This is a genomic window from Streptomyces sp. NPDC037273 (genome assembly GCF_055603625.1).
This window is the reverse complement of the sequence record NZ_JBVJVO010000006.1, coordinates 381664-403353: the sequence shown is the minus strand read 5'-3', so window position 1 is coordinate 403353 and position 21690 is coordinate 381664. Positions and strand designations below refer to the sequence as shown.

The 21690-nt window shown below is 72.3% G+C and carries 20 protein-coding genes and 1 pseudogene; 14 read left to right on the top strand and 7 right to left on the bottom strand.

Annotation, left to right across the window (positions count from 1 at the left end):
* Positions 1 to 116: 116 nt before the first annotated feature.
* Complete coding sequence (locus ACZ7G1_RS19390) at positions 117 to 683, top strand: hypothetical protein (RefSeq protein ID WP_470874301.1); 567 nt, start codon at positions 117 to 119, stop codon at positions 681 to 683.
* Here ACZ7G1_RS19390 and ACZ7G1_RS19385 read toward each other — a convergent pair.
* The 3 genes and pseudogenes from ACZ7G1_RS19385 to ACZ7G1_RS19375 form a co-directional block, all read right to left on the bottom strand.
* Positions 641 to 1045 carry a hypothetical protein gene (locus ACZ7G1_RS19385; protein WP_470874300.1) on the bottom strand — a complete coding sequence of 135 codons (405 nt, stop codon included), beginning with the start codon at positions 1043 to 1045 and terminating at the stop codon, positions 641 to 643. The two genes, ACZ7G1_RS19390 and ACZ7G1_RS19385, sit on opposite strands and share 43 nt — an antisense overlap.
* A gap of 81 nt (positions 1046 to 1126) precedes the next feature.
* Positions 1127 to 1204 (bottom strand): annotated as a pseudogene (locus ACZ7G1_RS19380) (RidA family protein); the annotation flags it as partial.
* 150 nt (positions 1205 to 1354) lie between these two features.
* Positions 1355 to 1828 (bottom strand): RrF2 family transcriptional regulator, encoded by a 474-nt coding sequence (locus ACZ7G1_RS19375; protein WP_470874405.1) that lies wholly within the window; start codon positions 1826 to 1828, stop codon positions 1355 to 1357.
* 169 nt (positions 1829 to 1997) lie between these two features.
* Between ACZ7G1_RS19375 and ACZ7G1_RS19370 the strand changes: the two genes are divergently transcribed.
* Positions 1998 to 3119 (top strand): hypothetical protein, encoded by a 1122-nt coding sequence (locus tag ACZ7G1_RS19370; protein WP_470874298.1) that lies wholly within the window; start codon positions 1998 to 2000, stop codon positions 3117 to 3119.
* A 154-nt stretch (positions 3120 to 3273) separates the two neighbouring features.
* Here the strand turns inward: ACZ7G1_RS19370 and ACZ7G1_RS19365 are convergent, their stop codons facing one another.
* Positions 3274 to 4623 (bottom strand): aminotransferase-like domain-containing protein, encoded by a 1350-nt coding sequence (locus tag ACZ7G1_RS19365; protein ID WP_470874296.1) that lies wholly within the window; start codon positions 4621 to 4623, stop codon positions 3274 to 3276.
* A gap of 98 nt (positions 4624 to 4721) precedes the next feature.
* Here ACZ7G1_RS19365 and ACZ7G1_RS19360 point away from each other — a divergent pair, with 98 nt between their 5' ends.
* From ACZ7G1_RS19360 to ACZ7G1_RS19325, 8 genes are all read left to right on the top strand, one after another.
* A complete protein-coding gene (locus ACZ7G1_RS19360; RefSeq protein ID WP_470874294.1) occupies positions 4722 to 5519 on the top strand; it encodes an alpha/beta fold hydrolase in 798 nt (265 codons plus the stop codon).
* Positions 5520 to 5556: 37 nt separating this feature from the next.
* Entirely contained in the window at positions 5557 to 5991 is a 435-nt protein-coding gene (locus ACZ7G1_RS19355) for a DUF7144 family membrane protein (RefSeq protein WP_470874292.1), read from the top strand.
* Positions 5992 to 6003: 12 nt separating this feature from the next.
* A complete protein-coding gene (locus ACZ7G1_RS19350; protein ID WP_470874290.1) occupies positions 6004 to 6444 on the top strand; it encodes a hypothetical protein in 441 nt (146 codons plus the stop codon).
* A gap of 6 nt (positions 6445 to 6450) precedes the next feature.
* Positions 6451 to 7443 (top strand): endonuclease/exonuclease/phosphatase family protein, encoded by a 993-nt coding sequence (locus ACZ7G1_RS19345; RefSeq protein ID WP_470874288.1) that lies wholly within the window; start codon positions 6451 to 6453, stop codon positions 7441 to 7443.
* Between the two features lie 18 nt (positions 7444 to 7461).
* Complete coding sequence (locus ACZ7G1_RS19340; RefSeq protein WP_470874286.1) at positions 7462 to 7704, top strand: DUF2630 family protein; 243 nt, start codon at positions 7462 to 7464, stop codon at positions 7702 to 7704.
* Between the two features lie 45 nt (positions 7705 to 7749).
* Positions 7750 to 9726: an FUSC family protein gene (locus tag ACZ7G1_RS19335; protein WP_470874284.1), complete on the top strand. Its 1977-nt coding sequence runs from the start codon at positions 7750 to 7752 to the stop codon at positions 9724 to 9726.
* Between the two features lie 224 nt (positions 9727 to 9950).
* Positions 9951 to 11429, top strand: coding sequence for an APC family permease (locus tag ACZ7G1_RS19330; RefSeq protein ID WP_470874282.1), 1479 nt, complete (start codon positions 9951 to 9953; stop codon positions 11427 to 11429).
* Between the two features lie 82 nt (positions 11430 to 11511).
* Entirely contained in the window at positions 11512 to 12501 is a 990-nt protein-coding gene (locus ACZ7G1_RS19325) for a hypothetical protein (RefSeq protein ID WP_470874281.1), read from the top strand.
* Positions 12502 to 12606: 105 nt separating this feature from the next.
* Here ACZ7G1_RS19325 and ACZ7G1_RS19320 read toward each other — a convergent pair whose 3' ends face one another.
* Positions 12607 to 14646, bottom strand: a complete 2040-nt coding sequence (locus ACZ7G1_RS19320; protein WP_470874280.1) for a PhoX family protein — start codon at positions 14644 to 14646, stop codon at positions 12607 to 12609.
* 273 nt (positions 14647 to 14919) lie between these two features.
* On the opposite strand from ACZ7G1_RS19320, the gene ACZ7G1_RS19315 reads away from it, so the two are divergent.
* Positions 14920 to 16371, top strand: coding sequence for a VWA domain-containing protein (locus ACZ7G1_RS19315; protein ID WP_470874278.1), 1452 nt, complete (start codon positions 14920 to 14922; stop codon positions 16369 to 16371).
* 127 nt (positions 16372 to 16498) lie between these two features.
* Positions 16499 to 18106: a methionine--tRNA ligase gene (metG, locus tag ACZ7G1_RS19310; protein ID WP_470874276.1), complete on the top strand. Its 1608-nt coding sequence runs from the start codon at positions 16499 to 16501 to the stop codon at positions 18104 to 18106.
* Between the two features lie 72 nt (positions 18107 to 18178).
* Here the strand turns inward: metG and ACZ7G1_RS19305 are convergent, their stop codons facing one another.
* Entirely contained in the window at positions 18179 to 18520 is a 342-nt protein-coding gene (locus tag ACZ7G1_RS19305) for a DoxX family protein (RefSeq protein WP_470874404.1), read from the bottom strand.
* A 319-nt stretch (positions 18521 to 18839) separates the two neighbouring features.
* Between ACZ7G1_RS19305 and ACZ7G1_RS19300 the strand changes: the two genes are divergently transcribed.
* A complete protein-coding gene (locus ACZ7G1_RS19300; protein WP_470874274.1) occupies positions 18840 to 19343 on the top strand; it encodes an Imm50 family immunity protein in 504 nt (167 codons plus the stop codon).
* Entirely contained in the window at positions 19330 to 19743 is a 414-nt protein-coding gene (locus tag ACZ7G1_RS19295; protein ID WP_470874272.1) for an Imm50 family immunity protein, read from the top strand. Before ACZ7G1_RS19300 ends, ACZ7G1_RS19295 begins: the two co-directional genes overlap by 14 nt.
* A 72-nt stretch (positions 19744 to 19815) precedes the next feature.
* Here ACZ7G1_RS19295 and aspS read toward each other — a convergent pair whose 3' ends face one another.
* Entirely contained in the window at positions 19816 to 21624 is a 1809-nt protein-coding gene (gene aspS, locus ACZ7G1_RS19290) for an aspartate--tRNA ligase (protein WP_470874270.1), read from the bottom strand.
* Positions 21625 to 21690: the final 66 nt, after the last annotated feature.

The window sequence follows — 21690 nt, the reverse complement described above, 5'->3', positions numbered from 1 at the left end:
CGGGGCCCCACCCGTACTCGCCGTGCGCGCGGACGAGGGCCGTCTCCGCCGCGCGGCGGAGGCGGACCGGACTCCGGGGCGACGACCCGGGGCCGGGGGCGGCGGAGGCTGGACGCATGATGAAGACCAAGGCCCTGCCCGACGTGCCCCGTTGGGCCGTCCTCGCCGCCCATGCCGTCCCGCTCGTCACCCTCCCGTCGGGGCTGTGGCGGCTCGCGCTCGTCGCCGGTCTTCCGGTGACGCAGGACGCCGAGTTCGGCGCGATGGACTTCGGGATGTCCGCGTACGTCGTCTCGCTCAGCGTCGTGTCCGAGCTGCTCGCCTTCCTCACCCTGGGCCTCGTGCGGTCCTGGGGCGAGGTCTTCCCCCGTCGGCTCCCCCTGCTCGGCGGACGCCGGGTGAACCCGTCCGCGGCGGCCGGCGCGGCCTTCGCCGGGGTCGCGGGCCTCTGCGCCATCGCGGGCTGGGGCGTGTACGCCGCGTACGCGGACCTCGGCCCCGGCGTCCCGGCCTCACCGGCCCAGGACGCCCTGCTGATCGCCTGCTACGCGCCGCTCGCGGCCTGGCCGGTGCTGCTCGCCGCCGTGACGGTCGCCTACCTGCGGCGCCGGCGCGGCGGCGAGTCCCGGGGCGGGGGCCGTCAGTACGGCGCGGGGCGCCCGGCGGCGTCCTCGTGGGTGTAGAAGAGGTAGTAGGCGCAGGCCCCGTTGAGCGCGCCGAAGGTCAGTCCGAGCCCGCTCGACGACAGGACGCTGGCGCCGGACAGGCTGAAGAGGAAGCCGAGGGCGATGCCCGCGAACGCGCCCCAGGCGACGGCGCGGAGCTCACGGGGCAGGGCGCGCCCGTAGCGCCTGAGCATCTGGATGCCCACGGCGAGGACGGCCGCCGAGATCAGGCCGAGCCACAGCTGGCCCAGCGTGGTGGGGCCGCCGTGCCGGGCGACGGTGGCCGCGTAGAGGCCGTACAGGACGCCGACCGTGATCGCCCATCCCCAGCCGTGGGTACTGATCTGGCGCCGGACGGGTACCGCTGCGTGTGCCGCCATGGCAGGAGCTCCTTCGGGTCGCCCCCCTGCTGCTTCCCGCACCCTCAAGGGCACACCTCCGCCCGGCGCCCCGCAAGTGGATCAGGCGACGGGCCGCACGGCCACCGCGTCGATCTCGAAGAGCATCCCCGGCAGCGCGAGCGCCGCGACCCCGCTGAGGCGTCAGGGAGAGCTCGACCTGCGCGGCGAAGTCGCCGGGGACGGGGGCGCCGGTGGCGTCCTTCCGGGGATCGCGGCCGCCTCGGGGGCGGCCGGTGACACGTCCGTGAACTGGATGTCCGGCATCCGGAATAGCGGGCGCCGGTCGGGTCAGGCGGCGGCGAACCAGTCGCGGATCCGCTCGGGCGCCTCCGGGGCCTGGAGCTCGGCCCGTTCCCGTACGTCGTCGAGGGTCTGGGCCATCAGCTCGCGTCGCCAGGCCAGTTCGGCCCGGCCCATGGCGCCGGCGATGGCGCACTCGGCGGCGTACGAGCCGGAGGGGCCGGCGCCGGGGCCCTGCTGCCGGATCTCGGTGCAGCGGAAGGCCTCGTCAGGGCCTTCGACCGCGGCGACGACGTCCATCAGCGTGATCCGGTCCAGGCCGCGCGCCAGCCGGAAGCCGCCCTTGGGGCCGGAGACGGAGCTGACGATGCCGGCCCGGGCGAGGGCCTGGAGCTGCTTGTTGAGGTAGGCGGCCGGCAGTTCGTGGTAGGCCGCGAGGCGCGCGGCGGGGACCGCGCGCTCGGGTCCGATCCAGGCCAGGTTCAGGCAGCTGTGCAGGGCCCATTCCACGCCCTCACTCATCTTCATAATCTGGACTCTACATATCCAGAATAGAGAGGGCAAGGAGGGGATGAGACCCCTGTCACGCGCCCGTGACACAACGACGAAGCTTCCGTCGCACAAGATCCGTAACTTTGTTCTCGCAGCCAGCCGAACACCTCCAACGGCCTCACCCGGACGAGAAGACGGCATGCGGCTCTCCTTCTTCCACACCTGCCTTCCAGGAGTCGTCATGCGCACCGCCCTCCGCACCGCCATCGTCACCGCCGCCCTCGCCGGTGCCGTCCTCGCCCCGACCGCCGGCGCCTTCGCCGCGACCCCCGCCCCGACCGGCACCCCGGCCCCGGCGTCCACCACGGCTGCTGCCCTCACCCCGGCGACCCCGGCCACCCCGGCCACTCCCGCCGCCACCGGCACCCCGGCCACCGGCGCCCCCGCCACCGGCGCCCCGAAGACCGGCGGTTCGCAGGACGGACAGCTCGGCGAGCAGGGCCCTGAGGTCCCGGCCGGCACCAGCCTCGGCCGCCGCCCGCTCGCCGACGGCGGTCACGCCGAGCTCTACCGCAAGGCCCCCGGCGTCTACCTCGCCGACCTCTACTCCCCGCAGGGCAAGCTCACGGGCCGCCTGAAGGCGAACGGCGGCGGCGCGGGCGACCAGTTCGGCTCCGTCTTCGTCGTCCTGGAGGCCGACGGCACCGTCAAGTCCTGGCTCAACCCGCTGACCGGCGGCGACTACAGCGACGTCCGCAAGGGCTGCACGGTCACCCGCTACTCCTCCTCGCCCTTCCAGGGCATTCAGCTCGCCCTCTCGAACAGCCCCAAGGGCCCGGTCGGCAAGCTCCTCGACGACGACGGCAAGCTGGTCGCGGTCCTCGACCGCACCCACGACACCGCCCTCTACGGCGGCGCCCGCATCAAGGGCCTGCTCGACCCGGCCCCCGAGCTCCCGATGCTCCAGATGCGCGTCCACGGCGGCCCGATCCCGTGGGACGGCGTGCGCTTCCCGGCCGTCCCGAAGGACTGCCTCACCCCCGCGAAGGAGACCCCGGCCAAGGACTCCGGCACCGGCACCGGCACCACCACCGGCACCAAGAAGGGCTCCACCGCCACGCCCGCCGCCCAGCACGCGGCCCAGACGGGCACCGGCGCCGCCGCCCAGACCGCCGTCGTCCCCCAGGGCGCCGTCGCCGCCGGCCCCGAGCCGGTCGCCGCCGACCACACCCTCGCCTTCGCGGGCGGCGCCGCCCTGGCCGGCGCGGGCGCCGCCGGTGTCGCCCTGGCCCTGTTCCGCCGCCGCGGGATCGCCGCCTGATCCCTGGCCCCCCGTCCGGCCGCCGCGGGATCGCCGCCTGATCCCTGCCCACCGTCCGGCTGCCGCAGACCGGTGCCCCGCCCTTCCCCGGGCGGGGCACCTCGCGTTCGGCCCCCGCGGCCTCAGGCCCGCTCGGCCTCAGGCCCCCGCGGCCTCAGCCCCGCTCGGCCTCCGGTGCCGTCGACGCCGCCAGCGCCGCCAGGCGCATCAGCGCGTCGCCGAGGACCGCGCGGGGCGGCGACGCGAGGCCGACGCGGATGGCGTCGGGGGCGGTGCCGGGGCCGACGGCGAAGGCGCTGCCCGGGGTGACGGCCACGCCCGCGCGTGCGGCGGCCGCGGCCGTGAAGGTCTCGGCCCGCCAGGGCGCGGGGAGTTCCCACCAGCAGTAGTAGGCGTGCGGGGAGGTGCGGAGGGCGTGGCCGCCGAGGCGTTCGAGGACGAGGGCGTGCCGGGCCCGGGTCTCGGCGCGCTTGGCGCCGACGGCCTCGGTGATCGTGCCGTCGGAGGCCCAGCGGGTGGCGGCGGCGAGCGCGAGCCCGCCGGCCGTCCAGGCGCCGGAGCGCAGCGAGTCCGCCACGGTGTCCCTCAGCCGGTTGGGGACGACGAGGTAGCCGCAGGTGAGGCCCGGGGCGAGCCGCTTGGAGAGGCTGTCGACGAGCAGGACCCGTTCGGGCGCGTGCGCGGCGAGCGGGGCGGGCGCGTCCGGGTGGAGGAAGGCCCAGGTGGTGTCCTCGACGGCGGCCAGGTCCAGGCCCCTGAGCAGTTCGGCCAGTTCGGCCCGCCGTCCTTCGCCCGCCGTGACGGAGAGCGGATTGTGCAGGGTCGGCTGGAGGTACACGGCGGCGAGCGGCGCGGCCCGGTGAGCCGCCGCGAGCGCCTCGGGCCGTACGCCCTCCTCGTCGAGGGCGAGCGGCACCAGCCGGATGCCGAGCCGCTCGGCGACCGCCTTGACCAGCGGGTACGTGAGGGCCTCGACGCCCAGTCGGCCGCCGGGCGGCACGAGGGCGGAGAGCGCGGCGGCGATGGCCTGCCGGCCGTTGCCCGCGAAGAGCACCCGGTCGGGGTCCGGCGCCCAGCCGGGCCGCGCGAGCACGGCGGCGGCCGCCTCCCGGGCCTCGGGGGTGCCGGTCGCGGCGGCCGGCCCCGACACGGCATCGGCGAGGACGTCGGGCCGGGCGAGGGCGGCGAGCGCCCGGGCCATCAGCTCCGACTGCCGTTCCGCGACGGGGTAGTTGAGCTGGAGGTCGACGGGCGCGGCTCCGGTGGCCTCGGCGAGCGCGGCCCCGGGCAGCGGCGGCGCGGCGCGGACGAACGTCCCCCGTCCGACCTCCCCGACGACCAGGCCCCTGCGCGCCAGCTCCCCGTACACCCTGATCGCCGTCGAGTTCGCGATCCCGTGCCGCCGCGCGAAGACCCGCTGCGGCGGCAACCGGTCGCCGGCCCTCAGCCGGCCCTCGCGCACCGCCGCCTCGACCCGGTCGGCGATCCGCCGGTACTCCTCCACCACACTCTCCTCCCGCCGGACCCCGAGGCCCTGCCCCCATTGCACCGAGAGCAAAGATTTTATTGCACCGAGTCAAGGGGCCTGCCTAGCCTGCGGTCATGCCCATCGCCGAAACCCTCGCCACCCGCGTCTTCTACGAGGACCGGGGCACCGGCCCCGCCCTCCTCCTCGTCCACGGCCACCCGTTCGACCACACCATGTGGCAGCCGCAGATCGACCGTTTCTCCCGCACCCACCGCGTGATCGCCCCGGACCTCCGGGGGTACGGGGACACCCCGCTGGGCGCCACGACGGACTCCACGGGCCTGGCGGACTTCGCCGAGGACCTGGTCGACCTGCTCGACGAACTGGGCGTCGAGCGGTGCGTGGTGGCCGGCCTCTCGATGGGCGGCCAGATCGCCATGGAGCTGTACCGGCGGCACCCCGAGCGCGTGCGGGGGCTCGTGCTCGCCGACACCTTCCCCGCCGCCGAGACCGAGGAGGGCAAGAGGGCCAGGAACGACATGGCCGACCGGCTCCTGCGGGAGGGCATGCGGGGGTACGCCGACGAGGTACTGGACCGGATGGTCGCCCCGTACAACACGCACGCGGCGCCGCACGTGCACCGGATGATGTGCGGCACCGACCCGGTCGCGGCGGCCGCCGCCCTGCGCGGACGGGCGGAACGTCCGGACTACCGGGAGACGCTGGCGGGGGCGGACGTGCCCGCGCTGGTCGTGGTGGGCCGGGACGACACGTACACGCCGGTCAGCGACGCGGAGGAGATGCACGCGCTGCTGCCGGACTCCACGCTCGTGGTCGTCGAGGGGGCGGCGCACCTGCCGAACCTGGAGCGTCCCGAGGAGTTCGACGCGGCGCTCGACGCGTTCCTCCGCTCACTCGTTCGGCTCAACTGAAAGTTCGGAATCGTACGAACGCTCCCACGATGGGGCCATGAGCCAGAACACCGCACCCCGCCCGCCGCGTACCCAGCCGAGCACCGCCGGAGCCTGGGCCGCCGGCGGCACCCTCTTCGCCGGCGTCCTCATGCTGGTCACCGGCTTCATGGACGTCTTCCAGGGCATCGCAGGGATCGCCGAGGACGACGTCTACGCCCGCGTCGGCGACTACGTCTTCAAGTTCAACCTGACCACCTGGGGCTGGATCCACCTGATCCTCGGCGTCATCATCGCCGTCGCCGGCTACGGCATCCTCAAGGGCGCCGAGTGGGGCCGGGTCGCCGGCATCTCGCTGGCCTCGCTCAACGTCCTCTTCCAGTTCCTCTTCCTGCCGTACCAGCCGTGGTGGGCGCTGTTCTCCATGGCCATCTCGATCTTCGTGATCTGGGCGCTGGCCACGGACGACGCGTACGGCCGCGAGAAGTACTGAGAGGGCCCGCCCATGACCGTGCAGAGACGCACCACGGGACTCGCCCTCGCGCTCGCCGCGACCACCGCCCTCGCCCTCACCGGCTGCGACGCCGCCAAGGACGCCGCCGGTGACGTCATCTCCTCGGCCACCGCGGCCGTCGCCTCGGCCGCCGAGGAGAAGATGAACGAGGTCAAGGACGGGGTCAACGCCGGCGGCGACGTCAAGGCAGGCCCGACGAGCACCGACGGGGACCGCACGGTCGCGGAGATCACCGCGACCAACCCCAAGGACAAGAACGCCGACTACACGATCATGGTCAACTTCCGTGACGGCGGCGGAAACCTGCTCGACTCCGTCGTGATGAACATCGACGGCGTCGAGCCCGGAAAATCCAAGTCCGGTACCGCCCGCAGCAATCGGACCCTCACCGGCGACACGACGGCCGAGATCGCCCAGGCCCTGCGGCACTGACGAGACGTGACGACCACGGCGGGCGGGCCCACCGAGCCGCCGCCCCTCCGGCCCAGGCGCCGCCTCGCCGCCTGGGCCGGAGGGCTGCTCGCGGCCCCGCCCGCCGTGGTCACCGGCTGCCGGCTCCTCGACACGGACGCCGTCACGCCCGTCCCCCAGCTCCTCGCCGTCCTCCCCTGGTTCGCCATCCCCGCCGCGCTCGCCGTCCTGCTCGGCGTCGCCGCCCGCCACCGCGCCCTCTGCCTCGCCGCCGCCGTCGTCCTCGCCGCCACCGCCTGGGCCTCCCTGCCCTACACACCGCCGACGTCCGACGCCCAGGGTCCGTCGCTCGCCCGACTCAGAGTCATGTCCGCCAACGTGGAATTCGGCCGGGGCACGCGCGCGTTGACCGAGCTCGTCCGCCGCGAACACCCCCGGATCGTGTTCGTCGCCGAATGCGACCCCGCCTGCGTCCACACCCTGACCACGGCCTTCGCCGCCGAGCTCCCCCACCGCGCCACCGTGGACGCCGCCGGATCCGCCGGCTCCCTGCTGCTCAGCGCCTACCCGCTGCGCGACCGGCGGACGATCCCCGCCACCCTGGGCATGCCCGGCGCCACCGCCGACATCGCCGGAGTGCCCGTACGCCTCCAGCTCGCCCACCCCGAACCGCCGCTCGCCCACCAGGTGCCCCGGTGGAAACGGGAACTCGGCCGCATCGCCGACACCGCCGCCCACCAGACGGGCCCGTCCCTCGTCGCCGGCGACTTCAACGCCTCCCAGGACCACGCCGCCTTCCGCGCCGTCCTCGACCGCGGCCGGCTCCGCGACGCGGCCCGGACGGCCGACGCGAGCCGCACCCCCACCTGGCCCGCGGACGCCCCCCTCCCGCCGTTCGTACAGATCGACCACGTCCTGGTCAGCGCCGCCTTCACCGTCCGCGACATCCGCTTCCCCGCCCTCGCCGGCTCCGACCACCGCGCCGTCCTCACCGATCTCGACCTGCGGGCCGCGCGCTGATCCGCCACGCTGGAAGGCATGGACAACGAGGAGATCCTTGACGACATCGGCGCCCTCGTCGAGGAAGAGCGCGCCCTCCGCAGCCGCGCCGGCACCGACGGCCTCCCCCCGGAGGAACGCGCCCGCCTCGCCGACCTCGAAGTACGCCTCGACCAATGCTGGGACCTGCTCCGCCAACGCCGCGCCAAGTCCGAATTCGGCGAGGACCCCGACACCGCCACCCTCCGCCCCGCCTCCGAGGTCGAGTCCTACCGCAACTGACACCACACGACGGGCATACCGCCGGGGAACAGTACTTTTGGTCGCATGGCACGCCCCACCCGTCCCGTACGGCTCGCCCCGCCCGCCTGGCTCACCGCAGGGCTGAAGCCCGCTCCGACGCCGATCCCCTGGGCCGCCGTGCTGCGCGCCTCCGTGGCGCTGTCGGCGCCGCTGGCGGTGGGGCTCGCGGTGGGGGAGCCGGCGTACGGGGCGCTGGTGTCGATGGGGGCGCTGTCGGGGGTCATCGGGGACACCGCCGACGCGTACCGGATGAGGATCTTCAACATCGCGGTGCCGCAGCTGTTCGGGGCGCTCGGCGTCACCCTGGGCACCCTCGTGTTCGGGCACGGGTGGGTGGCCGTGGCCGCGCTGACGCTCGTGGCGCTGGTGTCGGGGATGATCTCGTCGATCGGGGCGGTGGCCTCCGTGTCGGGGCTGTTGCTGCTGCTCAACTGTGTGGTCGGGGCGGGCCTTCCGATGCCGGGACCGTGGTGGAAGGCGCCGCTGCTCCTCACCCTCGGCGGCCTCTTCGTCCTCCTCCTCACCCTGCTCGGCTGGCCGCTGCGCCGCGCCGCGCCCGAACGCGCCGCCGTCGCCGCCACCTACCGGTCCCTCGCCGAGCTGTACGAGGCCACGGGGACGCCCGCGTACGACGAGAAGAGGCAGGCCGTCACCGCCTCCCTCAACCAGTCCTACGACCTGGTGCTCGCCCGCCGCACCCGGCAGCACGGCCGCGCGCCCAACCTCGTCAGACTGCTGTCACAGCTCAACGTGCTCATCCCGCTCCTCGAAGCCGCGCCCGCCGCACACCTCCGCGCCCGGCTCGTCGGACCGCTGCCCGCCGCCGTCCCCGCCGCCGTACGGGAACTCGCCGACGCCGTCGAGGAAGGCCGCACCGGAGCCCCCGCCCTCGACCTGCCCGCGCCCGAACGGCCCGCCGAGAAGGCCGTGGACCACGCCCTGCGGCACGCGGCCGCCGTCGTCCACAAGGCCGACCCGGACCCGTACAACGTCGACGACCGGCTCGGCCGCCCCGCCGCCCTGCGGGTCAGGGCCCGCCGCGCCACCCGCGCCGTCCTGCTCTCCGAGGCGTCCTGGCGGTACGGCCTGCGGCTCGCGCTCTGCATCGGCCTCGCCCAGGCCCTCGTCTCGCTGATCGCCGTACCCCGCTCCTACTGGGTCGCGCTCACCGTCACCTTCGTCCTGAAGCCCGACTTCGGCTCGGTCTTCTCCCGCGCCGTGCTCCGCGCCGCCGGCACCGCCGCCGGACTCGTCCTGGCCGCCTTCGTCCTCTCCGAAGTCCCCCGCGGCTGGTGGGACGTGCCCGTGATGATCGTCCTCGCCGCCCTCATCCCCGCCTTCTCCGCGAAGGGGTACGCCTTCCAGACCGCGGCCATCACCCCGGTCATCCTGCTGCTCTCCGACACCCTCAACCACCAGGGCTTCGACCTCGTCATGCCCCGGCTCTACGACTCCCTCATCGGCTGCGGCATCGCCCTCGTCGCCGGCTACCTCCTGTGGCCCGAGTCCTGGCACACCCGGATCGGCGACCGGCTCGCCGACGCCGTCGCCGACACCGCCGCCTACGTGGAGACCGCCTTCGGCGGCGACGCCGCCCGCACCGACGCCACCCGCACCGACCAGGCCGACCGCCACCGCGCCCGCCGCAAGCTCTACCGGGACCTGTCGACCGTCCGCTCCGAGTTCCAGCGCGCCCTCACCGAACCGCCGCCCACCGGCGCCCGGGCCGCCGCCTGGTGGCCGCTCGTCGTCGCCGTCGAACGGATCGTCGACGCCACCACCGCCGCCCGCATCCGCGTCAGCCACGGCGCCCCGCCCCCCGACCCCGCCGAAGTCACCGCCGTCACCCGCGAACTGCGCGAACTCGCCGACGGGCTACGGGCGTCCGACACCCTCGTCGAAGTCCGCTCCGCACTCCTCGGCGACGAGACCGGAGTCCTCGAACCGCTCCGCCAGGAGGTCCGCGCGGCCCGCGCCATCGCCAGTCCCGACCTGCGGTAAACCTCGCCAAGGGGGCGTACCGGCGGACTTACCGGCGGTCACGGAACGGAACCTTCCCCACCGCCGTTACCGGAAGGCACCGGGGCGACTACGATGCGCTCGATTCACCGTGATCCGCGCCCACCGCCGTCGGCAACCGGCCCGGCGCACGGGCCACTTCGCCCTGCCCCCGGCACCGCCCCCGCACCACCCCGCCTGACACCTCCCCGTCCCGAGGACCCGCCATGCGCACCACCACGAGCAGAGGGCTCCAGCCCAACGTCCTCGGCACCTTCGACACCATCGTCATGGCCGTCGCCGGCAGCGCCCCCGCGTACTCGCTCGCCGCGACCACCGCCGTCCTCTTCGGCGCCGTCGGCTACGCCGGCCCCGCCGCCCTCCTCTTCTGCGCGATACCGATGCTCGGCATCGTCCTCGCCTACGCCCGCCTCGGCCGCATCGACGTCAACGCCGGCGCCGGCTACTCCTGGGTGGGCCGCACCCTCCACCCCTTCCTCGGCTTCCTCTCCGGCTGGGCCCTCGTCTTCGCCGCCACCGTCTTCATGGTGGCCGGCTCACTCCCCGCCGGCTCCCTCACGCTCTCCCTGATCGACCCCGACCTCGCGTCGAACACCCCGCTCGCGGCCGCCGTCGGCGCCGGCTGGTTCCTGATGATGCTGCTCGTCGTCCTCGGCGGCGCCCGCCTCACCGTCCGCGCCCAACTCGTCATGTCCGGCGTCGAGATGCTGATCCTCATCGGCTTCGTCCTCGCCGCCGTCGCCCACCGCGGCCGGGCCACCGCCTTCGACTGGTCCTGGTTCAGCCTCGACCGCTTCGACGGCCCCCAGGGCTTCGCCGCCGGCGCCCTCATCGCCGCCTTCTACTACTGGGGCTGGGACGTCACCAGCAACCTCAGCGAGGAGACCCGCGACAGCCGCCGCACCGCCGGACTCGCCGCTCTCGTCGGCGTCGGCTTCGTCTTCGTCCTCTTCGAGGCCTTCACCGTCGCCGTCAACGTCCTCCTCACCGCCGAGGAGATCCGCACCGCGGGACCCAACGTCCTCGCCGTCCTCGGCCAGGAGATCTGGCCCGGCGTCGGCGGCAAACTCCTCGTCGTCGCCGTCCTCCTGTCCACCGTCGCCACCCTGGAGACCACCCTCCTCCAGGTCACCCGCTCCCTCTTCGCCATGGGCCGCGACCGCACCCTGCCGGCCGCCCTCGGAGCCGTACACCGCCGCTGGAACACCCCCTGGGTCGCCATCGCCACCGTCGGCGGCGCCGCCCTCCTCCTCTTCGCCGGCGCCGCGGCCGCCGGCTCCGTCCAGCGCATCCTCAGCGACGCCGTCGCCGCCATCGGCCTCCAGATCGCCTTCTACTACGGCCTCGCCGGCATCGCCGCCGTCGTCGCCTACAAATCCCTCCTGCTGCGCTCCGTCGGCAACTTCGTCCTCGGCGGACTCTGGCCCCTGCTCGGCTCCGGATTCATGCTGTGGGCCTTCGTCGAATCACTCGGCGAACTCTCCACCACCGCCCTCACCATCGGCCTCGGCGGCCTCCTCCTCGGTGTGATCCCGCTCGTCGTCTACTGGCGCAAGGGCAGCGACTACTACCGCCCCGCCCGCCTCGACGCCGTCCGCGCCCTCGCCGCCAGCCAGGACTCCGGACCCGCCACCCCCCGCGCCCGCACCGGCGACCGCGAGAAGAGCTACGCCACCGACTTCTGAACCCCCGCCCCCACCACGCCACTCCTCTCTGGCGACACCCCCAGCGACTTCTGACGGCAGCCGAACCCGAAGGAGGCCCCCGATGGCCGTACGCCGCCGCTCCGCGCGCCCGGCCCGAGCGGAGCGCTTCGCGCCCGACTTCGACCCGGACTTCGGCGACCGCGCCCTCACCGAAGCCCGCCACGACATCGTCATCGGCCGCTGGCAGGGCGTACGCGACCTCCTCGCCGCCACCGGAACCGATTGGGCCCGCCGCACCCACCGCCTCCGGCTCCTCTCCCACGCCGCCGCCGGCAGCTCCACCGTCGAGACCTGGCGCGCCGCCGAACCGCACAACCCCGACGCCGCCGTCCTCCGCGCCGCCACCGAAGTCGTCCGCGTCTTCGACGCCGCCATCGCCGCCGGCCGCGGCGCCGCCCTCGAACGCGGCCGCATCGACACCGCCGTCGACGCCTGCCGCGGCGCCGCCGAAGCCGCCCCCGCCGACCCGATGCCCTGGGTCTCGCTGCTCTCCGTCGCCCGCCTCTACGAAGGCGGCGTGCCCCGGCGCGAACTCCGCCACTGGTTCGACGAACTCCGCCGCCGCGACCCCTACAACACCGAGGGCCACATCCAGGTACTCCGCTACTGGTCAGCGCGCTGGCACGGCACCCACGGCAGCATGTACGACTTCGCCCGCGACGCCGCCGGCGTCGCCCCGCCCGGCTCCCCGCTCCCCGTCCTCGTCCAGGTCGCCCGCGTCGAGGAGTACCGCTACATCGCCGACGGCGCCCTCGGCCGCGGCCCCGTCCGCGGCTTCGACCAGCACTGGAAGCACGAACTCGCCGTCACCGAACTCCGGCGCACCCACGCCCGCTGGATCGGCGGCCGCGACCCCCACCGCCCCGTCGCCCCCGAAGAGGTCGCCGACCTCAACTTCCTCGCCCACGCCGCCTGCTACGCCGGCCAGGTCGACATCGCCCGCGAACTCCTCACCCTCCTCGGCCCCCGCGCCGCCTGGGTCCCCTGGGCCTACACCGGCGACCCGGAAGAGCAGTTCACCCGCTTCAGAGACGGCTTGGGGGTGAGCTGAGCCCCCCGGACCCACCCCACCCCCACGACCCACCACTACCGGCTACTACCGGCCACTACCGGCCACTAGCGGCCACTAGCGGCCACTAGCGGCTACTACCGGCGGTCAGACGCCGATGTCACCGCCGTCCTTGCGCCACACCGACACCACCGCCGGGCGGACGATCTTCCCCGGCCCGTCCGGCCACACCGACGCCGGCGCCTCGACCGACGCGCCGTCGATCTCGCCCGGATGCTGCACGGCGACCACGACACGGCGGTCCTGGACGATCGGGCCACAGGTCTCGGCACCGCGCGGGACCGTCAGGAACTGCTTCAGCTCACCGCGCCGCTCGCCGCGGGTCGCGACACCGAAGAGACCGTCGTGCGAACCGAGCTGGTTGCCGTCCGTGGAGATCCACAGGTTGCCGTGCGGGTCGAAGGCCACGTTGTCCGGGCACGAGATCGGCGACACCTTCTCCTTCGGGAAGCCCGCGAAGTAGGTGGCCGGGTCGTTCGGGTCGCCGGCCACCAGGAAGAGGCGCCAGGCGAAGCCGTCGCTCGACGGGTCGTCCCAGTGCTCGGCGAGCTCCAGGATCTGCCCGTGCTTGTTGGAGTTGCGCGGGTTGGCCTCGTCCGCGGGGGCGTAACCGGCCTTGCCGCGGTTCGAGTTGTTCGTCAGCGCGACGTAGACACGGCCGCTGCGCGGCGACGGCTCGACGTCCTCCGGGCGGTCCATCTTCGTGGCGCCGACCTTGTCACCGGCGAGGCGCGTGAAGACGTACACCTCCTCGGCGGTCATGCCGGGCACGTGCGAGACGTCGCCGGTGGCCAGCGGGATCCACACGCCGGAACCGTCGAACTCGCCGTCGTTCGGGAGCTTGCCCGTGCCGTCGACCTCGCCCGGCGAGTCGCCGGTGAGCTTGGCGACGTACAGGGTGCCCTCGTCGAGGAGCGTCAGGTTGTGCTCGCGGGCCGACCGCGAGCCGCCCTTCTTCATCCGCTTGCTCGACACGAACTTGTAGAAGTAGTCGAAGCGCTCGTCGTCACCCATGTAGACGACCGGACGGCCGTCCTCGGTCAGACGCGGCTGCGCGGCCTCGTGCTTGAAGCGGCCGAGCGCGGTGCGCTTGCGGGGCGTCGACTCCGGGTCGTACGGGTCGAGCTCGACGACCCAGCCGAAGCGATGGACCTCGTTCGGCTCCTGCTTCAGGTCGAAGCGCTTGTCGAACCGCTCCCACTTGCGCTCGGTCGCCCCCGTGCCGACGCCGTAGCGCTTGTCGGTCGCCGAGCTGCCGTTCGCGAAGTACTGGTTGAAGTTCTCCTCGCCGTGCAGCGTCGTACCCCACGGGGTCGTGCCGCCGGCGCAGTTGTTCAGCGTCCCGAGGACCTTGCGGCCCGTCGGGTCGGCCGAGGTCCTCAGCAGGGCGCTGCCCGCCGCCGGACCGGTGACCTCGAACTCGCTCGTCGTGTGCAGCCGCCGGTTGAGCTGATGACGCGTGACCGGCGTCAGCTTCCCGCTCCGGTACTCCTCCTGGACCACCACCACCGACAGACCGTGCGCGGCCCAGGCGATCTCCACCTGCTCGCGGGTCGGGTTCGCGGCGTCGTAGCCGCGGAACATCAGCACCTCGTCGGTGTACTCGTGGTTCGCCACGAGCACCTGACGGCCGTGCTCGCCGCGCAGCGGCAGCAGCGACAGGAAGTCGTTGTTGTAGCCGAACTGGCCCGCCTGCGCCTTCGCCGTCTGCTTCTCCGAGTCGAACGCCGGCGCGCCCCGCAGGATCGGTTCGCCCCAGCGGATGACCACGTTCTGCGCGTAGCCCTCGGGGACCGTCACCTGGTCCGCCGTGTTCGGCGCCACCGGCGCGAAGCGCAGACCGCGCGCCCCGCCCGGACGCTCGCCCTTCCCCGTACGGGCACTGGCCTCCGGCGCGTTGCCCAGCACGACCGCGCCGCCCGCGGCCGACGCCACCGTCACCACGGCCGCCGCCCGCAGCGCCGACCGCCGCGAGAACACCCCGGCTATGACGTCGCCGACGTACTCGTTCCCACTCGTGTTCGGCACCTCGTGGAAACAGGCGTCCCCACACCGGTACTTGCACGTGAGGGCGGAACGGCCACCCCCATGGCCGTTCATGCTCAGCAGCGGCAGCAGTTTGCGCACTTCGTCCTCCTCCGGCGCATACCGCGCCGACAAGCTGTCGGGATTCCTTCGGCCGCGACGCTATGTGTGCACCTCTTCACCCGGACGGCCGCCGCATGAACGCCGAATGAATGCACGGCAACCGCGTCCGACCGGGTCACCGAGGAGCCCAGGACTGGCCGCTAACCTTACGTGTCCGCCCTGGCCAGGGATGATCGTCCCGAAACGCCCAGTACGGACATTCACACCGCACCCCATCTCATGCGAAAGGGTTCGCCCATGGGTATTCGGAGCATGCTGCGCAAGGTGTTCGGCCGGGACCGCGAGGAATCCCCGGCAACCTCCGTCCCTCCCCAAACGCGTGAGACCCCCACCCCCGACACCCCCGAAGCCGCCGCCCGCCGCAAAGCCGACGAACTCGTCGCCGAAGCCTTCGACAACCCCCAGATCCCCAAGGCCCGGGGCCCGGTCGCGACGCCGGAGCCGACGGACGCGGCTGCTGCTGAGGTTGCGGTCGAGCCGGTTGCCGAGGTGACGCCGGAGGCGGTTACTGAGGTGGCGGTTGAGGCGGCTGCTGAGGTTGCGCCGGAGGCGGCTGCCGAGGTGGCGGTTGAGCCGGTCGCTGAGGTGGCGGTTGAGCCGGTTGCTGAGGTGGCGGTTGAGCCGGTTGCCGAGGTTGCGGCCGAGCCGGTCGCTGAGGTGGCGGTTGAGCCGGTTGCTGAGGCTGCGCCGGAGGCGGTTGCCGAGGTGACGCCGGAGGCGGTTGCTGAGGTGGCCGTTGAGCCGGTCGCTGACGTTGCGCCGGAGGCCGTGGCCGAGGTTGCGGCCGAGCCGGTCGCTGAGGCTGCGCCGGAGGCGGTCGCGGCGCCGATCGCGGCGGAGGCCGCGGAGCCGGAGGCGTCCGCCACGGACGCCCCCGCCGAGACGCCCGCGGCAGAGGCCGCGCACGCGGAGCCCGCCGCTGAGGCGCAGGCGCCGGCGGCGGAGCCCGCCGTTGAGGTCGTCACCGCCGACGCCCCGGAGGCGGAACCCGCGGCGGAGCCGCAGGGGAGCGACGAGCCGCAGGAGGGCGACGCCCCGCGGGGGCCGGCCGTCAGCGCGGCGAAGGTGCGGGCGGTGGCGCCGCACCTGGCGGAGGCGTACAAGGCGGCGGGGGCGGCCCTGAAGAAGGAGGGGCTGACGGGGGCGCGCGCGGCGGTGTACCTGGTGGTGGACCGCTCGGGCTCGATGCGCGGGTACTTCAAGGACGGCTCCGTGCAGCGCCTGGCGGAGCAGACCGTCGCGCTGGCGGCGCACCTGGACGAGGACGCGACCGTGACGACGGTGTTCTTCTCGACGGACGTCGACGGCACCGTGGACCTGACTCCGGCCGACCTGACGCCCACCCGCGTCGAGGAGGTCAACGGCACGCTCGGCCGCCTGGGCCGTACGAACTACCACCGCGCGGTCGAGGAGGTGCTGGCCCACCACGAGAAGGCGGACCCGGCGCGCCCGGCGCTGGTGGTGTTCCAGACGGACGGCGCGCCGGACGTGAAGACGGCGGCGACGCAGGCGCTGGCGGAGGCGGCGGACCGCCCGCTGGCGTGGCGTTTCGTGGTGTGGGGCGAGGAGGACAACAAGGCCTTCGACTACCTGAGGAAGCTCGACGGCACTCCCCGTACCGCCGTGCACTTCGCGGGCCCGGCCCCGGTCGAGACGCCGCACGGCGCGTTCTACCGCGGTCTGCTCACCGGCCTGGAGTTCTAGCGACACGGGCGGACGGCGCGGACGCGCGACGGCGGGGGTGGTGACGATCGTGGTCACCACCCCCGCCGCGTCTCACCGCGCGTTATCGATGTGAGGGGAGCATCCCCGGGCCGTTAGGATTTCGGCCATGGCGGCCACTGGATCCGAGAAGCAGGGGGCGAAGGCGTTCTACGTCACGACCCCCATCTACTACGTCAACGACGCTCCTCACCTGGGCCACGCCTACACGACCGTCGCAGGCGACGTGCTCACGCGCTGGCACCGTCAGCGCGGCGAGAAGGTGTGGTACCTCACCGGCACGGACGAGCACGGTCAGAAGATCATGCGCACGGCCGAGGCGAACAACGTCACGCCCCAGGCCTGGTGCGACAAGCTCGTCGAGGAGGCCTGGAAGCCCCTCTGGGAGCACCTGAACATCGCGAACGACGACTTCATCCGCACCACGCAGAAGCGTCACACGGACCGCGTCCAGGAGTTCGTGCAGGACCTGTACGACAAGGACGAGATCTACAAGGGCGGCTACGAGGGCCCGTACTGCGTGGGCTGTGAGGAGTACAAGCTCCCGGGCGATCTCATCGAGGCCGAGGACGGCACGAAGCTGTGCCCGATCCACAAGAAGCCGGTGGAGATCCTCAAGGAGGAGAACTACTTCTTCAAGCTGAGCGAGTACGGCCCGAAGCTGCTGGAGTTCTACGAGGCGAACCCGGGCTTCATCCAGCCGGAGTCGGCCCGCAACGAGGTCGTGAACTTCGTCAAGCAGGGCCTGCAGGACCTCTCCATCTCGCGCTCGACGTTCGACTGGGGCATCCCGATCCCGTGGGACGACAAGCACGTGATCTACGTGTGGGTCGACGCGCTCCTGAACTACGCCACGGCCGTCGGCTACAACGAGAACCCGGCGAAGTTCGAGGAGACGTTCCCGGCGAACGTGCACCTGGTCGGCAAGGACATCCTGCGCTTCCACGCGGTGATCTGGCCGGCGATGCTGATGGCGCAGGGCCTGCCGGTCCCCGGCCGGGTCGCGGCGAACGGCTGGCTGATGGTCGGCGGCGAGAAGATGTCGAAGTCGAACCTGACCGGCATCAAGCCGCAGGACCTGACCTCGCACTTCGGCGTGGACGCGTACCGCTGGTACTTCCTGCGCGCCATCGCCTTCGGCAGCGACGGCTCGTTCTCGTGGGAGGACTTCTCCGCCCGCTACACGTCCGAGCTGGCCAACGACTACGGCAACCTCGCCTCCCGCGTGGCGGCGATGGTCGGCAAGTACTTCGGCGGCGAGCTGCCGGCGTCGACGGCCGACGGCGACGCGGAGAAGGCGATCCACGAGGGCCTGGCGAAGGCCGTCGCGACCGCCGACGCCAAGATCGGCGAGGAGCTGGACTTCCAGGGCGGCATCCTGGCGATCTTCGACTTCGTGAAGCAGGTCAACGGCTACATCACGGAGCAGGAGCCGTGGAAGGTCGCGAAGGACGAGTCGGAGGAGGGCCGGGCCCGCCTGGCGACCATCCTCTACACGGCCGCCGAGTCCCTCCGCGCCGTCGCCGTCCTCCTCAACCCGATCATGCCGGAGACCTCCCAGTCCCTCTGGGAGTCCCTCGGCGCCGAGCCCACCCTCGGCACCCTGGCCTCCCAGCCGGTCCAGTCCTCCGCCACCTGGGGCCAGCTCCCCGCCGGCGCCACCGTCACCAAGGGCGCCATCCTCTTCCCCCGCCTGGAAGACCCCAAGAAGGACTGACATCCCTCTGCTGTACGGCGAAGGCCGCCGCCCCGGTGCTCGGGGCGGCGGCCTTCTCGTCTTCCTCCCGGGTCACCAGGTCAGCACCAGGGCCGCGGCGGCCGGCGCCATGTAGATCAGCGGGAAGGCGGCGTGCCCGTACGCCTTCGCCCGGAGCACCGTGATCACGGCACCGGTGAAGTACAGCACGAGCCCGATCGCCGCCAGCGCACCGATCACCGGCACCCACAACCCGACGACCAGCCCGACCGCCCCCGCCGCCTTCGCCGCCCCCAGCCAGTTCCACCACGCCCGCGGCACCCCGTACTCCGCCAGCGGCTCGACCACGAACTTCGCCCTGAAGAAGATCGACGCCCCCGAGAACCCCGCCATGAACGCGGCGACAGCAGTGACGACTACGGCGGTGGTGGACATCTCGGCGACCATCTCTTCGGCTCCCTCAACCTGCTCCATATCCGCCTCGACCGAGCCGGACACCCCACTGACGGAGCCGCCCCGGCATGTGTGACAGCCACCCCCTACCCACCCCGAAAAACCCCGACAGACCGACCTGACAGTCGGCCACCCGTTCGTTGCTCGTGTGAACGCCCGCATGACAGCATGCGCCCGCGCATCACGGGCGCGGGGTCCGTCCGCTACGAACACGACGGCCAGCGTGAAAACCACTAGCCGATCTTCTGCCGGGAGGACACCCGCAACGGTCAGATACCGGGCACGGAGGAGCATTACTACTATGACCGATAGTCTGACCTTGGTGAATTCCGAGGTCCTCGTGGGCCTGTACGGAGTAAATCCGCCTCTGAACACCTTTCGGCTACGTTCTCTGAATGTGGACTGGAGGGGGCCGACGGTCACTCTGCGCGTGGACCTTTCCTCGTTTCCCGTGTCGGTTTCTCCGGAATGGGAGGAGTTCGGGGTGGACACGGTCCAGTGCCACCTGCAGTTCCTGGCCGTGGAGGATCTCTCGCTGTTGGAGTGGGAACCGCCCGTGCGCAGTGCCGCCTGCACCGTGGAACTCCAGGAGGAGAAGCGGAGGATGCGGGTGCGGGTGGCAGGGGCCGGGGTGAACCTCGGATTCACCAGCAGTGATTCCGTAGTGGTGGGGCATGTGAGCGCGTTCAGGGCCTCGGCCGACGGCGGTGACGGCGGTCGCCATCTGTTCTCTCGAAGGATCGACGGCATGCGCTACGCGACCATCCCGGAAACAGAGGAGAAGAGCTTTTATGGACGCCTCTGAATGGACGTCGGTCGTCGAATCGGCCGAGAAGATCACCGATATCTACGCGACGCCTCCGAGCCTGGGCGGTGAGGCGTGCGAGCTTTTTTACGTGCAGGTCGACGAGGGAAGAACGTCGGTGACGTTGGGGTTCGAGACGTCCGCCATGCCGTCGAACCCGCCCGCTGCATGGGCAGCCAAGGAGTACAACACGGTTGAGTTCTACGTGAAGTTCACCGGGGTGGAGGGACTCAGGATCGCCGGTTGGGATTCCAGTGCCCGCCACGCGACGGTTGCTTTGAGTCGTGGCGCGGATGACGCCGGCCTCACGATCTCCGTCGAGGGGGCAGGGGCACACCTGGGTTTCGCGGCATCCGCGTCCTGCTTGACCCGGATACGCCCTTATCTTGCCGCGGCCTGACGCGGTCGCGGGGAACGCGAAGGGCCCGGAACCCCTGGGGGTTCCGGGCCCTGTGTCGCTCAAGGCGAGTGGCTACCGGGCGGCGTCGGGGTGGACGGCGTCGGTGATGTCGATGGTCTTCTTTTCGACGGGCTTGCGGAGCTGGATGTTGAGTTCGCGGAGGCGGGTCTCGTCGAGCTCGGTGGGGGCGCCCATGAGGAGGTCCTGGCCGTTGCCGTTGAGGGGGAAGGCGATGATCTCGCGGATGTTGGGCTCGTCGGCGAGGAGCATGACGATGCGGTCGACGCCGGGGGCGATGCCGCCGTGCGGGGGGGCGCCGTACTCGAAGGCGCGGAGCATGCCGGCGAACTCGGTCTCGACGGTCTCGCGGGTGTAGCCGGCGATCTCGAAGGCCTTGAACATGATCTCGGGCTCGTGGTTCCGGATGGCGCCGGAGGAGAGCTCGATGCCGTTGCAGACGATGTCGTACTGCCAGCCGAGGACGTCCAGCGGGTCCTGGGTCTCCAGGGCTTCGAGGCCGCCCTGGGGCATGGAGAACGGGTTGTGCGAGAAGTCGATCTTGCCGGTCTCCTCGTCCCGCTCGTACATCGGGAAGTCGACGATCCAGGCGAAGCGGAAGACGTTCTCCTCGAACTGGCCGGCGCGCTTGGCGGCCTCGACCCGGACCGGGCCCATGATCTTGGATACCTCGTCGAACTCGCCCGCGCCGAAGAAGATCGCGTGGCCCGGGACGAGGCCGAGGCGCTCGGTGAGGACCTTGACGTTCTCCTCGGTGAGGAACTTGGCGATCGGGCCGGTGAGGGCGTTGTCCTCGCCGACGCGGACCCAGGCGAGGCCCTTGGCGCCGAGGGAGACGGCGAAGTCGCCGAGGCCGTCGAAGAACTTGCGGGGCTGGTCGCCGGTGTTCGGGACGGCGAGCGCGCGGACGTGCTTGCCGGCGAAGGCCTTGAACTCGGACGCCTCGAAGACGTCGGAGATGTCGACGAGTTCGAGGTCGGTGCGGAGGTCGGGCTTGTCGTTGCCGTACTTGAGCATCGACTCGCGGAACGGGATCCGCGGGAAGGGGGAGGTGACGTGGCGGCCGCCGCCGAACTCCTCGAAGAGCTCGGTCATGAGCTTCTCGATGGGCTGGAAGACGTCCTCCTGCTCGACGAACGACATCTCGACGTCGAGCTGGTAGAACTCGCCCGGCGAGCGGTCGGCGCGGGCGTCCTCGTCGCGGAAGCAGGGCGCGATCTGGAAGTACCGGTCGAAGCCGGAGATCATCAGCAGCTGCTTGAACTGCTGGGGCGCCTGCGGGAGCGCGTAGAACTTACCCGGGTTGAGGCGGGAGGGGACGACGAAGTCGCGGGCGCCCTCGGGGGAGGTCGCGGCGAGGATCGGGGTCGCCATCTCGTTGAAGCCGAGGGCCACCATCTTGGAGCGGATGGAGGCGATGACGGCGGAGCGCAGCATGATGTTGCGGTGCATGCGCTCGCGGCGGAGGTCGAGGAAGCGGTACTCGAGGCGCCGCTCCTCGTTCACACCGTCGTCGGTGTTGATGGTGAAGGGGACCTGCTTGGCGGAGCCCAGGACCTCGACCTCGGCGGCCTCGATCTCGATCTCGCCGGTGGCGAGCTCGGGGTTGACGTTCTCGGCGCCACGGGAGACGACCTTGCCGTCGACGCGGACGACGGTCTCCTTGGTGAGCTTGTCGAGGACCTCGGCGGCGGCGGTGCCGGGGCGGGCGACGAGCTGCGTGATGCCGTAGTGGTCGCGCAGATCGATGAAGAGGATGCCGCCCAGGTCGCGCCGATTGTGCAGCCAGCCGCTCAGCCGGACGTCGGTGCCGACGTCAGAGGCGCGGAGCTCGCCGCAGGTGTGGGACCTGTACCGATGCATCGTCGTTCATCCAGTCTTCGGGATCGTGGGTGATGGGCCGCCGCCCTGTGGCCTGTGTCATGGACG

Coding starts and splice junctions, on each gene's coding strand:
- ACZ7G1_RS19305 (WP_470874404.1), bottom strand. CDS start 18,520: ATGTCCACCACCGCCGTAGTCGTCACTGCTGTCGCCGCGTTCATGGCG.
- ACZ7G1_RS19300 (WP_470874274.1), top strand. CDS start 18,840: ATGACCGATAGTCTGACCTTGGTGAATTCCGAGGTCCTCGTGGGCCTG.
- aspS (WP_470874270.1), bottom strand. CDS start 21,624: ATGCATCGGTACAGGTCCCACACCTGCGGCGAGCTCCGCGCCTCTGAC.
- ACZ7G1_RS19390 (WP_470874301.1), top strand. CDS start 117: ATGATGAAGACCAAGGCCCTGCCCGACGTGCCCCGTTGGGCCGTCCTC.
- metG (WP_470874276.1), top strand. CDS start 16,499: ATGGCGGCCACTGGATCCGAGAAGCAGGGGGCGAAGGCGTTCTACGTC.
- ACZ7G1_RS19385 (WP_470874300.1), bottom strand. CDS start 1,045: ATGGCGGCACACGCAGCGGTACCCGTCCGGCGCCAGATCAGTACCCAC.
- ACZ7G1_RS19295 (WP_470874272.1), top strand. CDS start 19,330: ATGGACGCCTCTGAATGGACGTCGGTCGTCGAATCGGCCGAGAAGATC.
- ACZ7G1_RS19340 (WP_470874286.1), top strand. CDS start 7,462: ATGGACAACGAGGAGATCCTTGACGACATCGGCGCCCTCGTCGAGGAA.
- ACZ7G1_RS19325 (WP_470874281.1), top strand. CDS start 11,512: ATGGCCGTACGCCGCCGCTCCGCGCGCCCGGCCCGAGCGGAGCGCTTC.
- ACZ7G1_RS19375 (WP_470874405.1), bottom strand. CDS start 1,828: ATGAGTGAGGGCGTGGAATGGGCCCTGCACAGCTGCCTGAACCTGGCC.
- ACZ7G1_RS19350 (WP_470874290.1), top strand. CDS start 6,004: ATGACCGTGCAGAGACGCACCACGGGACTCGCCCTCGCGCTCGCCGCG.
- ACZ7G1_RS19315 (WP_470874278.1), top strand. CDS start 14,920: ATGCTGCGCAAGGTGTTCGGCCGGGACCGCGAGGAATCCCCGGCAACC.
- ACZ7G1_RS19355 (WP_470874292.1), top strand. CDS start 5,557: ATGAGCCAGAACACCGCACCCCGCCCGCCGCGTACCCAGCCGAGCACC.
- ACZ7G1_RS19335 (WP_470874284.1), top strand. CDS start 7,750: ATGGCACGCCCCACCCGTCCCGTACGGCTCGCCCCGCCCGCCTGGCTC.
- ACZ7G1_RS19360 (WP_470874294.1), top strand. CDS start 4,722: ATGCCCATCGCCGAAACCCTCGCCACCCGCGTCTTCTACGAGGACCGG.
- ACZ7G1_RS19330 (WP_470874282.1), top strand. CDS start 9,951: ATGCGCACCACCACGAGCAGAGGGCTCCAGCCCAACGTCCTCGGCACC.
- ACZ7G1_RS19370 (WP_470874298.1), top strand. CDS start 1,998: ATGCGGCTCTCCTTCTTCCACACCTGCCTTCCAGGAGTCGTCATGCGC.